Genomic DNA, 12,833 nt, shown 5'->3' with positions numbered 1-12,833 from the left:
CGTCAAGTATGAATCTTTCATCCCAGAAGAGCGCGATCGCACTCTCCGCGTCCGCGGCCGCGCTGCTCATGCCGGTTTCCGCGTTCGCCGAGGACGGCGCTGCCGGTGCGGACATCCTCATCCCTAAGATGGCGGAGTTCATCCCGGCGCTTATCGCCTTCCTGATCATCTGGATCGTGCTGGCCAAGGTCGCCCTGCCGGGCATCATGAAAACCATGGAGGAGCGCGGCAAGAAGATCGAGGAGAGCCTCGACGAGGCCGAGAAGACCAAGCAGGAGGCTATCGCCAAGCGCGCTGAGTCCGACTCGATCGTTACCGACGCCCGTCGTCAGGCTGCCGACATCGTTCTCGAGGCCCGTAAGGACGCCGAGTCCGAGCGCGCCCGTATCATCGAGGCTGCTCACAAGGAGGCCGAGGAGATCATCGCCAAGGCCCACACGACCGTCGAGGACGAGCGCAAGTCCATCTACGCCGGTGCCGCGAGCTCTATCGCCGACCTGTCCGTTGCCGTCGCCACCAAGATCGTGGGCGAGGCACTCGACGACGAGGCCGAGCAGAAGAAGCTCATCGAGCGCTACATCCAGGAAGCAGGTAGCCTGAATGCCGACTAGCCGCTATCAGGACAAGGTGCTCGAGACCTACGCGCGCTCCCTTTTGGAAGCCGCCAAGGCCGAGAACCATGTGTTCGAGGACCTCGAGATGATCGAGCGTCTGGCTAGCGCCAGCCCCGAGATCATCGCCGTGCTCGACACCATGTCCAAGCGCGACCAGCTCGACCTTCTTCCCAAGGTGGCAGCTGCCTTTAAGTATGTTGCCGAGGAAGACGAGGATGTAGTGGGCGTGACCGTCACCACGGCGATCCCGCTCGACGACGAGCTGCGTCAAACCATCACTAAGAAATGCGAGCAGGACTTCGGCCGCAAGGTATTCCTTATCGAGCAGGTCGACCCGTCTATCGTGGGCGGCCTGGTGCTCGAGGCCCGCGGCGAGCGTCGTGACATTTCCGTCAAGACGCAGCTGCGCATCGCGCAGGAGACCCTCGCAAACTCTGCTAATTCGTACGGAGGTGAAGCCTAATGTCCGAAACCCTCAATGCCCAGGATATCGCCAAGAAACTGCAGGAGCAGCTCACGAGCCTCTCCGCGACGGTCGATACGCATGAGGTTTCAACGGTCGACGAGGTAGGCGACGGCATCGCGCGCGTCTCCGGCCTCAAGAGCGCCATGGCAGGCGAGCTTCTGGAGTTCAAGAGCTCCGATACCGGTGAGACCGTCTTCGGCCTTGCCCAGAACCTTGACCGTGACGAGGTCGGCGCCGTTCTGTTCGGTGCCGTCGACGCCATCAAGGAAGGCGACGAGTGCCGCACCACTGGCCGCATTATGGATATCCCTGTGAGCCGCGCCATGCTCGGCCGCGTCGTCAATCCGCTCGGCCAGCCTATCGACGGTTTGGGTGACATCGTCGCCACGCACCGTCGCCCCATCGAGTTCAAGGCCCCCGGTGTCATCGACCGTACCCCGGTGTGCGAGCCGGTTCAGACCGGCCTGTTGGCTATCGACTCCATGGTGCCTATCGGCCGCGGTCAGCGTGAGCTCATCATCGGCGACCGTAAGACCGGTAAGACCGCCATTGCCATCGACGCTATCCTCAATCAGCGCGGCAAGGGCATGGTTTGCATCTATGTCGCCATCGGCCAGAAGGCCTCCACGGTTGCTAACATTCGCGAGACCCTCGCTCAGCACGGTGCGCTCGACTACACCATCATCGTTTCGGCCACCGCTGCCGATTCCGCCCCTATGCAGTACATCGCGCCTATGGCCGGTGCCGCTATCGGCGAGTTCTTTATGTACAACGGCGAGGACGGCAAGCCCGCCAGCGAGACCAACCCCGGTGGTCACGTGCTCGTCATCTACGACGACCTGTCCAAGCAGGCCGTGGCATATCGTCAGATGTCGCTGACGCTGCATCGTCCGCCCGGACGCGAGGCCTATCCTGGCGACATCTTCTACCTGCACTCTCGTCTGCTCGAGCGTGCCGTCAAGATGTCCAAGAAGAACGGCTACGGCTCAATGACGGCACTGCCGATCATCGAGACCCAGGACGGCGACGTTTCGGCCTACATTCCGACCAACGTCATTTCCATTACCGATGGTCAGATCTACCTGCAGTCCGAGCTCTTCTTCCAGGGCCAGCGCCCGGCAGTCGACGTGGGCATTTCCGTGTCCCGCGTCGGTGGCGACGCTCAGACCAAGGCCATGAAGCAGGTCGCCGGTAACCTCCGTCTGGACCTCGCTTCGTACCAGGAGCTCGCTGGCTTTACCCAGTTCGGCTCCGACCTTGACGAGGCTACTCAGAAGCAGCTGACCCATGGTGCCCGCATGACCGAGCTCCTTAAGCAGCCGCGTTATAAACCGTTTGAGGTTGGCGAGCAGATCGTTGCGCTGTTTGCCGGCAACGAGGGCTTCCTGGACGACCTGGAGATCGCCGATGTGCTGCCTTTCCGTGCCGAGCTCATCGAGTACATGGACAATGGCTTTGGCTCGCTGCTCGACAAGGTTCGCGCCAAGAAGATCGACGATGACACCAAGGCTGAGCTCCTGCGCGTCATCGGTGACTTCAAGCAGCAGTTCATGGCCAAGCACCATGCCGATACGACTGGATCAGAGGAGAACTAAGCCCTATGGCCAACCTTCGCGACATTAAGAAGCGAATCTCCTCGGTTACCACGACCAAGCAGATCACGCGCACGATGGAGATGGTCTCTACGGCCAAGATCCGTCGTGCCCTCGATCGCTCCAAGCAGGCCGAGCCCTATAAGGAGGCGCTGACCGACGTCATGTTGACGGTCGCCGGCGACGCCTCCTGCTCGGGCACCGATCCCATGCTGCAGAAGCATGAGAGCGTCAAGCATGGCCTGATTGTCGTTATTGCCTCGGACCGCGGCCTTGCCGGCGGTTTCAATACGACGGTGGAGCGCACGGCCGAAAAGCTCGCCGCTTCTTGGGCGAACGATGGCATCGAGTGCGAGATCATTGCGTGCGGACGCAAGCCGGCCACGTATTTCCGCGACCGCGCAAACGTCGTCATGCACTTTGAGGGCAATTCCTCCGAGCCCGATTTCAATCAGGCTCGCATGATTTCCTCTCATATCTGCGATGCGTATCGTGCCGGTGAGCTTGACCGTGTCGAGCTTGTCTATCACCACGCCAAGAACCGCGTGGATCAGGAGCTTCGCGTCGAGCACTTGCTGCCGCTCGATCCCGAGATGATCGCTATGGCCCACGGTCCGCGTAAGAACGAGACCGACGCCCCTAAGCGCATCTCGTCCACGTTCGAGTTCGTGCCCTCTCCCGAGCATGTTCTCGGCAAGCTTGTACCGTCGTATATCTTGACGGTCGTCTACCAGGCCCTGATCGATTCGGCGGCCGCCGAGCAGGGTGCACGCCGCAAGGCCATGCACTCCGCGACGGAAAACGCCACCGCGATCATCTCGACCCTTACCCGCACGTATAGTCGCGTGCGTCAGGCTTCGATCACGACCGAGATTAACGAGATCGTCGGCGGAGCCTCAGCATTGGAGGAACAGTAATGGCTAATAACACCGTAAAGCTTGCGGTCGAGGAAGCCACCAAGAAGACGACTGCCGGTGATGGTCGCATCGTGCGTATCATCGGCCCTGTCGTCGACGTCAAGTTTGACGGTGCGGTGCCCCCGATCTACAACGCGCTCACGGTCGAGGCCGAGACCCCGATCGGTCACCTGAGCACGATCCTCGAGGTTGAGAGCCAGCTTCCGGGCGGCGTCGTCCGCACGGTCGCCATGTCCTCGACCGACGGTCTGCAGCGTGGTCTCATCGCCACCGATACCGGTGAGCCCATGAAGATGCCCGTTGGCCCCAAGACGCTCGGCCGCATTTGGAACGTCATGGGCAAGCCTGTCGACGGCAAGCCCATGCCCGAGGTGGAGGAGTTCTATCCCATCCACCACGCAGCACCCCGCTTCGACGAGCTCACCACCAAGACCGAGATCTTCGAAACCGGCATTAAGGCCGTTGACCTGCTCGAGCCCTACATCCGTGGCGGCAAAACGGGTCTGTTCGGCGGCGCCGGCGTCGGCAAGACCGTTCTGATTCAGGAGCTCATCAACAACCTCGCCCAGGAGCACGGCGGCACCTCGGTGTTCACCGGTGTCGGCGAGCGTACTCGTGAGGGCACCGACCTGTTCCTCGAGATGAGCGAGTCTGGCGTTATCGACAAGACCTGCTTGGTCTATGGTCAGATGAACGAGCCGCCTGGAGCGCGTCTGCGCATCGGTCTGGCTGGCCTTACCACCGCTGAGTACTTCCGCGATCGCGGCCAGGACGTTCTGCTGTTCATCGACAACATCTTCCGCTTCTCCCAGGCCGGTTCCGAGGTTTCCGCTCTGCTGGGTCGTATGCCGTCCGCCGTCGGTTACCAGCCTACGCTGGCTACCGAGATGGGTGACCTCCAGGAGCGCATTACCTCGACCAAGACGGGTTCCATTACCTCCGTCCAGGCTGTCTACGTCCCTGCAGACGACCTGACCGACCCGGCGCCTGCCACGACGTTTACGCACCTGGACGCCACTACGGTTCTTTCGCGTAGCATTTCGTCGCTCGGTCTGTTCCCGGCTATCGACCCGCTCGCGTCTTCCTCCGACGCTCTCGATCCCTCGATCGTCGGCGAGGAGCACTACCGTGTCGCCGTCAAGGTCCAGGAGCTCCTGCAGGAGTACTCCGACCTTCAGGACATCATCGCCATTCTGGGTATGGACGAGCTGTCCGAGGAGCAGCGCCTTACGGTCAACCGTGCCCGTAAGATCCAGCAGTTCCTTTCCCAGTCCTTCCACGTCGCCGAGAAGTTCACCGGCAACCCCGGTGTCTACGTCCGCGTCGAGGATACCGTCCGCTCCTTCGCCGAGATTGTTGACGGCAAGGCCGATGACCTGCCCGAGCAGGCATTCCGCTATGCTTCCACGATTGAGGACGTGCGCGAGCGCGCCCGCAAGATGGGGGAGAAGTAGGTTATGCGTATCCGCATCGTGTGCCCCGTGAGCTGCGCCTATGAGGGCGACGCTGCGTTTGTGTCGATTCCGTCCACGGATGGCGAGTTTGGCGTCCTGCCTGCTCACTCCAGCGAGATCTGCACGATCGACCGCGGTTACGTTCGCGTTTCCGATAAGGCCATGGGCACTGTCGACCACACGTTTGCCGTGGCCGGCGGCTATGCCCAGGTTGCGGACGATGTCGTGACCGTTCTCGCCGAGCGCGCTTGCGATCTGGCGACCGTCGATGCCGACAAGCTTAAAGCTGATATTCAAGGTTTTGAAGAGAAGCTGGGTAATTTGTCGGAGGATGATGCACGCCGCGCCTACCTCTATAATGAAATCGCATGGTGTAAGCTCAAGCTTGCCCAATAGTCAAACGATTTAACGTTCGACCATTTGCGAACACATCATGCCCGGGATGGCCCAGCCACCCCGGGCATGCTTTTTGAAAGGGTAGACCTTGGATATTATCCGCGTTGAGGGTGGCCACGCCATCGGAGGCTCTGTGCCCGTCTCGGGTGCCAAGAACTCCGCGCTCAAACTCATGGCGGCAACGCTTCTGGCGCCGGGCAAGACGACGCTGCAGAACGTGCCCGATATTTCCGATGTCCACGTGATGGGCAAGGTGCTCAAGGGCATGGGCGCTACGATCGATGTTCTCGACGAGCACACGCTCGAGATTGATACCTCTCAGGTCGATTCTTGGGAGGCCCCCTACGAGCTCGTTGCCAAGATGCGTGCTTCCACCGCCGTCATGGGACCCCTGCTGGGTCGCTTCCATCGCGCCAAGATTGCCATGCCGGGCGGCTGCAACCTGGGTGCTCGCAAGATCGATATGCACATTCTGGGTCTCGAGGCCCTGGGCGTAGAGTTTGATACCGCCCACGGCTACATCAACGCTAGCGCGCCTCAGGGCCTGCGCGGCACCACCGTCACGCTCGAGTTTGCCAGCGTCGGTGCGACCGAGAACCTCATCATGGCCTCTGTGCGCGCACAGGGCACCACGGTTATCGACAATGCCGCCCGCGAGCCCGAGATCGTCGATCTCGCCAACATGCTCAACGAGATGGGCGCCAAGATTGTCGGCGCCGGTACGCCTGTCGTGACTATCGAAGGCGTGGAAGAGCTCCATCCCGTTACCCATCGCGTGGTGGGCGACCGCATCGAGGCCGGTACCTTTATCGTTGCCGGTGCGTTGATGGCCGACGATCGCGGTGTCGATGTCACGGGCTTTTGTCCCATTCACTTGGGCATGGTGCTCAAGAAGATGGAGCTCATGGGTATCGACTGCGAGCGCGTCGAGGATGGCGTCCATGTGAACCGTGCCGAGCGCATCAAGCCGGTCGACATCCAGACGCTTCCGTTCCCCGGCTTCCCGACCGACATGCAGGCACAAATTATGGTACTCTCCGCCCTCGCCGACGGCAGTTCCGTTATTACCGAAAACATCTTCGAGAATCGCTTTATGTTTGCCTCTGAGCTGGTGCGCATGGGTGCCGACATTCGTATCGAGAGCCATCATGCCATGATTCATGGCGTCAAGGGCTTCTCGGGTGCACAGGTTACCTCGCCCGATCTGCGTGGCGGAGCGGCCCTCGTCGTAGCGGGGTTGATCGCCGACGGGACGACCGAGGTTTCGGCTATCCATCACATCAAGCGCGGCTACGAGCAGTTTGTCGAAAAGCTGCAGGCGCTTGGCGCGCATGTCGAGCATGCTACCGTCCCCGATCCCGTCATCTACTAATACAGGTTGCCTATGTTTAATAAAAAGCCCCTCGCGGATACCACCACCCGAAGACCCTCAACTGGTGCGCAGGCCAAGATCTACAGTCGCGATAACGTGGCTCGTTATTCCGAGCGAGCTCGCCAACGTCGTCGTAGCCACACGATTCGCCACGTCGCGCTCATTGTCGTGCTTGGCGTGCTACTGAGCGCCACTACCGCTGCCGGCCTGTGGTTTGCCACCATTATGGGCAAGCTCGGCGATTCTAATGTCATTACCGACAATCTGCGTCGGGTTCTGGTTGACACCGATGAAGCAAAGGATCCGTTCTACGTGCTGCTTCTTGGCACCGACGGCCGTCCGGGCGAGGATACGTATCGTGCCGACTCGATTATCCTGGCACGCATCGACCCCACGCAAAAGCAGGCGACGCTCATTTCCGTTCCGCGCGACACCAAGGTCGTGTACAAGGGCGAGACCATGAAGATCAACGCCTGCCATACCGTTGGCGGCGCCGAGGCCATGGTCGAGGCGGTCAACGAGCTGTGCGGTGTTCAGATTTCCCACTATGCCGAGGTCAGCTTCGACGGTATGCAGGCGCTGATTGATTCGGTTGGCGGTATCGACATTAACGCAACCGATGATGTTGACGACCCCGAGCACCTGGATATTAAGATTACCGCTGGCCAGCAGCATATGGACGGTGCCACCGCCCTTACCTATGCCCGCTGCCGCTACACCTATGCCGACGGCGATTACACGCGCATGCGCCACCAGCGTCAGGTGCTTGGCGCCCTTGCCAACCAGATTCTCAATAACTTCGATGCCACGAAGATCTTTGGCCTGGTTAATTCGCTGTCCGATATGCTCGTAACCGATATGAGCGTTCAGGATATCGTGGCTACGGTCAATGCCATGCGCGGTATGGATGTCGACGGTATCTACTCGGCCAACCTGCCCTCGTACGCCGACGACAGCACCATGATCGACGGCGTGAGCTATGTCTTTGTCTACGAGGACGAGCTCAAGGAAATGATGGAGCGCGTCGATGCCGGCAAGGATCCCAAGGGTCCCAACACCATGGGTCTTTCCGACGGCTCCAGCTCTACGATCGGTGACCTGAACAACAACACGTCTGACGACTACGCAAACGGTACCGCAACCTCATCGGTCAGCTCTGACGATTCCGATGACTCAAGCGATTCGAGCGATTCGGACTACTACGAAGAGCCCACCGGCGACGGCAACGGTTACGAGGCCAACTACTAAGTTACGGCGTTTTACCAAACGCCGTAACGGCTCGACGCTGCGCGCCGCCCAAGGCGACAATTTGTCATTCAAAAGGCAGGGCATGACCAGAAGGTCAATGCCCTGCCTTTTTCATGCCAACTTGTTCGCCTTGGACGTCGCTCGCTGACGTTGGCTCAACCTGCGGTGCTAACTACTCCCCTTGCACCAAAACCGCCCCGTTGTCATTGGGGACGTTCTTAAACGACTGGTCAAAGGGGACACTCTTGATGCACTTGGCACTTGGGGACGTTCCTTTTGTGCCGGCAGTTTGGGACACTCCTTGTGCCAAGAGGCTGGCGCACATCTACCTGTCTTCAGTGCACCATAAATAATCGCCCCGTTCTCGGTTGAGGACGGGGCGATTCGTCTTTTGGGCTTATGCAGCCAGGCTTATGCGAAGCGGGCGACTAGTTCCTGGAGGACATCGGTCATCTTGACGAGCGAACTGACCGGGACGAACTCGTTGACGCCGTGATAGCAATAGCCGCCGGTGGAAAGGTTGGGGCAGGGCAGACCGCGGAACGACAGCTGCGCGCCGTCGGTGCCGCCGCGAATCGGCAGCACTTGGGGCTCAACGCCGCAGGCAAGGTAGGCTTCCTTGGCAACATCAATAAGCTCGGGATAGTCACGAACGATTTCGGCCATATTTCGATACTGCTGCTTAATCTCGACCGTTACGCGCTCCTCACCCAGACGCTGGTTGAGCATCGAGGCGGCGGCATCAATAAGGTCGAGTTTCTGCTGGAACTTGGCGGCGTCATGGTCGCGGACGATATAGCGCGCCGTGGCGTGATCGACGGTCGCAGATACACCCTCAAGGTGATAAAAGCCCTCGTAGCCTTCCGTATACTCCGGGCGCTGCACGTAGGGGAGCAACGCGTTGAAGTCGCAGAACAGATTGCCTGCGTTGACCATACGGCCCTTGGCGTCGCCCGGGTGGATGGACTGGCCCTCAAAGCGGATGGTCGCCTCGGCGGCGTTAAAGCACTCCCACTCCAGCTCGCCGATGGGGCCGCCGTCGACCGTGTAGGCGTACTTGCAGCCAAAGGTATCGATATCCAACAGCTCGGCTCCGTGACCGATCTCCTCGTCAGGGCAGAAGCAAATGCCGAGTGCGGGATGGGGCAGAGAAGGGTCCTGAGCGATACGCGCGACAAGCGACATGATCTCGGCGACGCCTGCCTTGTCGTCCGCGCCCAGCAGCGTGGTGCCATCGCTGCAGACCAGGTCCTCACCCGCGAGGTCGTTCAGGGCGGGAAGCTTGGCGGTACTCATGGCAACGGGCTTACCGTCAACCGTGCCGCAGACCAGGTCGCCGCCTTCGTAGTGTACGATGTGCGGCTTCACGCCGGCGCCCGGTGCAACTTCGGTGGTGTCGAGATGGGCGATCAGGCCCAGGGCGGGCTTGTCCTCAGCGCCCACACTTGCGGGGATATGCGCGCAGACATAGGCGTGCTCGGTCACGTGGGCATCTTCCGCACCAAGCTCGCGCAGCTCTTCAGCCAGCACGTTGGCAAGGTCAAACTGAACGGCGCTCGAGGGTACCTGGTCGCAGTTTGCATCCTCGGACTGCGTGTTGATCTGGACGTAGCGCAAAAAGCGCTCGAGGACATCGGGGTTCGTGGTGGTGTTTTCCATAAAGACCGCTCCAATCTTGGTCGTCGTGTGCAACAAGAACTCTAGCACGGTATGCCACGGCATACCGCGACGCTTGGATGGGGTAGAATCAGCCATTGAATGCAGAAGGGACGGAAGATCATGGATACGACAAATAGCTCGCGCGAACTACATCTGACGGTGGCGAACGAAGACTACTTGGAGTGCATGGTTCGCATTGAAAGCGAAGAGGGGGAAACCAACGGCGTGCGATCGGTCGACATCGCGCAGCGCCTTGGCGTCTCCAAGGCATCGGTCAATAAAGCGGTTTCGGCGCTCAAGGCATCCGAGCTTGTCGAGCAATCGCACTACGGCAAGGTAGTCCTGACCGATCGCGGCCGCGAGGTTGGCACGGCTATCTGGTACCGTCATCGCCTCGTCCGCACGTTTTTGGTTCAGGAGCTCGGTGTCGAATTTGAGCGAGCCGATTCCGAGGCCTGCATGATGGAGCATGCGCTATCCGAGGACACGATGAACCGCTGGCTCGCCTATCTCGAAAAGCAGGGAATCAGCGTCGAGGAATAGCGGGATATATATGGATACGAGTTATTACAATCGCTTTGGTGCCGAGGAACTTACGCGCCGCTTGTCGAGCGAGACCTTGTTGGCGCAGGGTCCCATGGGCAGTGTTCTGTTGAGTGAGTACGATGCCGCCGATATTCCACCGGCGTTTTGGAATCTGGCAGAGCCGCAGACCGTTTCTCGTATCCATCGCTTGTATGTCGCCGCCGGCGCGCAGGTACTCATTACCAATACCTTTCAGGCATCAAGCTATGCCCTCAAGCACGACCAGATTGCGCCGTCCGTGGCGGAGGTCAATCGCGGGGCCGTCGACGATGCCCGCCAGGCGCACCCTCAGCTGCTGCTGGGCTCGATGGGTCCGATCGGTATTGAGTGGTTTGCCGAAGACTCTGCCGAGTTTCGTGAGATCCGAGGCATTGCGCGCGAACAGGCGCACGCCTTGCTCAATGCTGGTGTTGACGGTCTGCTGATCGAGACGGTGACGTCTATCCGTAATTTGCAGCCCATGCTTGCCGGCGCTCGAGATGCCGCTGGCGGCATGCCTGTCCTGGTGAGTTTTGTCGTTGATGACAAAGGCGACCTGTTAGGCGATGGCCTCAACATCGAGGCAGCCGTTTTGTACGCCGAAAAACACGGCGCAAACTCGGTTGGTGTTAATTGTTGTTCGCTTGCGGCCGCGAACGCGGCGGTGCCCAGGATGGTTGCATCGGCGACTACTCCCGTCACGGTGCGTCCTAACGTGGGCGATCCGGTCCAGACTCAGGATGGCCCCGTATGGCACGAGAACCCCGAAGCTTTCGCGCGCGCATGCATCGAATGGAGACATGCCGGTGCCGCAATGGTGGGCAGTTGCTGTGGAACCACGGCAATCACTACGGCAGCGATGGCCGAGGCGCTCGATATATAAAGGGCAAAACCGCTCCATACGGGGCGGTTTTTTTATTGCCTGCATGTCCTCGGCAGCATTTGCCCAAATGGTGAATGCTGGTGCCGGCAGGTTGCCGAGTGCATGTTGCGGGTATACCCCATGCGTACCATGATCCAAACACTGTGAGGTGTCTGCGCGTGTGCGCGATAATTCATTTTGGAACTGACGGTTGGCGCGCTCGCGTCGATGAGGACTTCACTGCCGATAACGTTGCCCGTATCGCCGATGCCGTCGGCGAGTTGTGGCAAAAGACCAATCCGGGCAAAACGGTATATATAGGGTTCGACACCCGGCCCCTGGCGCGCGAGTTCGCTGAGCTTGCGGCGGGCGTGCTAGCAGCGCACGGGCTAGACGCCGTGCTCGCTTCGCGACCTGTTCCGACCCCTGCCCTTACGTGGGCGGCGGCTTATGACGGTGAGGCGTGCGGCGCGCTCATGGTGACGGGGTCCCATCATCCGCAGGGTTATCTGTGCCTCAAGATTCGCATGGGTGACGGCTCGACCGCCAACCAGGATGTCATCGAAGAGCTCGAAGAGACCATGGCTCCCGAGCCAATGGGGATCGAGGGGCAATATCGCACCGCGGATATCATTCCTGACTATATGCAAGCGGTGGCATCGTTTGTCGATGCCGAAGCCATCCGCGCCGCGCACTTGCGCGTGGTTGTCGACCCCATGGGCGGCGCAGCCCAGGGCTATCTAGCCGACTTGCTGCGCGAGCTTGGCGTTGAGGTGCACGAGATTCACGCCGGGCAGGCGTCTGATCAAGAAGATATCTGCCCCGACCCCGTTGAGCCGTGGGTGGACGCTTGCGAGCATACGGTTATCGAGGACGGAGCTTGCGCTGGCCTGGTGACCGACGGCGACGCCGACCGTATCGGCGCGGTTGACGAGCGCGGCAGATATATACATCCGCATCAGATCATGGCGCTCGTTTTAGGCGACTTGGTTCAATTTCGTAATTTGGAGGGGCGCGTCGTCGTCAATCTTTCATGCTCGACGCTCGTGCGTCGCATTGCCGAGGCGCTTGGCTGCCGCATGACCGTCAAACCAGTCGGTTTCAAATATATAGCGGCGGAGATGAAGAAGGGCGGCGTCCTCATGGGCGGCGAAGAAGCCGGTGGTATCGGCATCGCCGCGCATATGCCCGAGCGCGATGGAATCCTCGCCTGTCTGATTCTGTGTGAGCTTATGGCAAAGACGGACGCGCCTTTGGGCGTTCTGGTCGACCAACTCGAGGACAGTTTTGGTAAGACGAGTTACGGTCGACGCGATTTGCGCCTTGAGGCCGAAGATGCCGAAACGTTACGAACCCTGCTGCCGGGCGTAAACCCCAAGTCGATTTGTGGCAAGGTGCCGCAAAACGTTAGTCATATGGACGGCTTGCGTCTGTCATTCGAGGATGATACGTGGCTGCTGGTCCGTCCTAGCGGGACCGAACCAGTGGTGCGCGTCTACGCCGAGGGGTTCTCGGTGGAAGAACGTGATGAGTTGCTCGATGCTGGCTGTGCTTTAGCTAGGGGGACGTATCCGCTTTAACCATGAGACTGCCTTATATAAAGAGATGCTCGGCGAGCGGTAGTTAACGGCTGGCAAACGTTGGTCGGATTCCAAACTGTGTAGGAAATGTGTACGCCCAGATTCCCGC

General features: G+C 60.1%; 12 protein-coding genes. 11 read left to right on the top strand and 1 reads right to left on the bottom strand.

From position 1 onward, the window contains the following. The first annotated feature begins 8 nt into the window (after positions 1–8). The 8 genes from atpF (at position 9) to DW136_RS05305 (ending at position 8,059) form a co-directional block, all read left to right on the top strand. Complete coding sequence (atpF, locus tag DW136_RS05340; RefSeq protein ID WP_117758464.1) at positions 9–611, top strand: F0F1 ATP synthase subunit B; 603 nt, start codon at positions 9–11, stop codon at positions 609–611. Continuing rightward, positions 601–1,077 (top strand): FoF1 ATP synthase subunit delta, encoded by a 477-nt coding sequence (locus DW136_RS05335; protein WP_006235713.1) that lies wholly within the window; start codon positions 601–603, stop codon positions 1,075–1,077. The genes atpF and DW136_RS05335 overlap by 11 nt, the downstream gene beginning before the upstream one ends. Then, the gene (gene atpA, locus DW136_RS05330) at positions 1,077–2,675 is read left to right on the top strand and encodes a F0F1 ATP synthase subunit alpha (protein ID WP_118289241.1); all 1,599 of its coding nucleotides are present in this window, start codon (positions 1,077–1,079) and stop codon (positions 2,673–2,675) included. Before DW136_RS05335 ends, atpA begins: the two co-directional genes overlap by 1 nt. Before the next feature lie 5 nt (positions 2,676–2,680). After that, entirely contained in the window at positions 2,681–3,589 is a 909-nt protein-coding gene (gene atpG / locus DW136_RS05325; RefSeq protein WP_118289240.1) for an ATP synthase F1 subunit gamma, read from the top strand. After that, a complete protein-coding gene (gene atpD / locus DW136_RS05320) occupies positions 3,589–5,043 on the top strand; it encodes a F0F1 ATP synthase subunit beta (protein ID WP_006235717.1) in 1,455 nt (484 codons plus the stop codon). Before atpG ends, atpD begins: the two co-directional genes overlap by 1 nt. 3 nt (positions 5,044–5,046) lie before the next feature. Beyond that, on the top strand, positions 5,047–5,439 hold the full coding sequence (gene atpC, locus DW136_RS05315) for an ATP synthase F1 subunit epsilon (RefSeq protein ID WP_006235718.1): 393 nt from the start codon (positions 5,047–5,049) through the stop codon (positions 5,437–5,439). An 88-nt stretch (positions 5,440–5,527) separates the two neighbouring features. After that, on the top strand, positions 5,528–6,811 hold the full coding sequence (gene murA, locus DW136_RS05310; protein ID WP_117817046.1) for a UDP-N-acetylglucosamine 1-carboxyvinyltransferase: 1,284 nt from the start codon (positions 5,528–5,530) through the stop codon (positions 6,809–6,811). Positions 6,812–6,823: 12 nt separating this feature from the next. After that, on the top strand, positions 6,824–8,059 hold the full coding sequence (locus tag DW136_RS05305; protein WP_117582996.1) for an LCP family protein: 1,236 nt from the start codon (positions 6,824–6,826) through the stop codon (positions 8,057–8,059). Positions 8,060–8,470: 411 nt separating this feature from the next. On the opposite strand, the gene pepT is transcribed toward DW136_RS05305, so the two are convergent. Next, a complete protein-coding gene (gene pepT / locus DW136_RS05300; RefSeq protein ID WP_118289239.1) occupies positions 8,471–9,718 on the bottom strand; it encodes a peptidase T in 1,248 nt (415 codons plus the stop codon). Positions 9,719–9,838: 120 nt separating this feature from the next. On the opposite strand from pepT, the gene DW136_RS05295 reads away from it, so the two are divergent. From DW136_RS05295 to DW136_RS05285, 3 genes are all read left to right on the top strand, one after another. Beyond that, positions 9,839–10,261: a metal-dependent transcriptional regulator gene (locus tag DW136_RS05295; protein WP_089573098.1), complete on the top strand. Its 423-nt coding sequence runs from the start codon at positions 9,839–9,841 to the stop codon at positions 10,259–10,261. A gap of 10 nt (positions 10,262–10,271) precedes the next feature. Then, complete coding sequence (locus DW136_RS05290) at positions 10,272–11,165, top strand: homocysteine S-methyltransferase family protein (RefSeq protein WP_118289238.1); 894 nt, start codon at positions 10,272–10,274, stop codon at positions 11,163–11,165. 158 nt (positions 11,166–11,323) lie between these two features. Further along, positions 11,324–12,724 (top strand): phosphoglucomutase/phosphomannomutase family protein, encoded by a 1,401-nt coding sequence (locus tag DW136_RS05285; RefSeq protein ID WP_233546543.1) that lies wholly within the window; start codon positions 11,324–11,326, stop codon positions 12,722–12,724. The last annotated feature ends 109 nt before the right edge of the window (positions 12,725–12,833 follow it).

The sequence above is a fragment of the Collinsella sp. AM12-1 genome (assembly GCF_003472325.1).
GTDB lineage: Bacteria > Actinomycetota > Coriobacteriia > Coriobacteriales > Coriobacteriaceae > Collinsella.
The sequence above is the reverse complement of the archived record's forward strand: the minus strand, read 5'-3'. Positions and strand labels throughout refer to the sequence as shown.

Bases quoted from the DNA above. Each gene is read 5' to 3' on its own strand.
- atpD (WP_006235717.1), top strand. From the start codon at position 3,589: ATGGCTAATAACACCGTAAAGCTTGCGGTCGAGGAAGCCACCAAGAAG.
- DW136_RS05295 (WP_089573098.1), top strand. From the start codon at position 9,839: ATGGATACGACAAATAGCTCGCGCGAACTACATCTGACGGTGGCGAAC.
- atpF (WP_117758464.1), top strand. From the start codon at position 9: ATGAATCTTTCATCCCAGAAGAGCGCGATCGCACTCTCCGCGTCCGCG.
- DW136_RS05305 (WP_117582996.1), top strand. From the start codon at position 6,824: ATGTTTAATAAAAAGCCCCTCGCGGATACCACCACCCGAAGACCCTCA.
- atpC (WP_006235718.1), top strand. From the start codon at position 5,047: ATGCGTATCCGCATCGTGTGCCCCGTGAGCTGCGCCTATGAGGGCGAC.
- DW136_RS05335 (WP_006235713.1), top strand. From the start codon at position 601: ATGCCGACTAGCCGCTATCAGGACAAGGTGCTCGAGACCTACGCGCGC.
- DW136_RS05290 (WP_118289238.1), top strand. From the start codon at position 10,272: ATGGATACGAGTTATTACAATCGCTTTGGTGCCGAGGAACTTACGCGC.
- atpG (WP_118289240.1), top strand. From the start codon at position 2,681: ATGGCCAACCTTCGCGACATTAAGAAGCGAATCTCCTCGGTTACCACG.
- atpA (WP_118289241.1), top strand. From the start codon at position 1,077: ATGTCCGAAACCCTCAATGCCCAGGATATCGCCAAGAAACTGCAGGAG.
- pepT (WP_118289239.1), bottom strand. From the start codon at position 9,718: ATGGAAAACACCACCACGAACCCCGATGTCCTCGAGCGCTTTTTGCGC.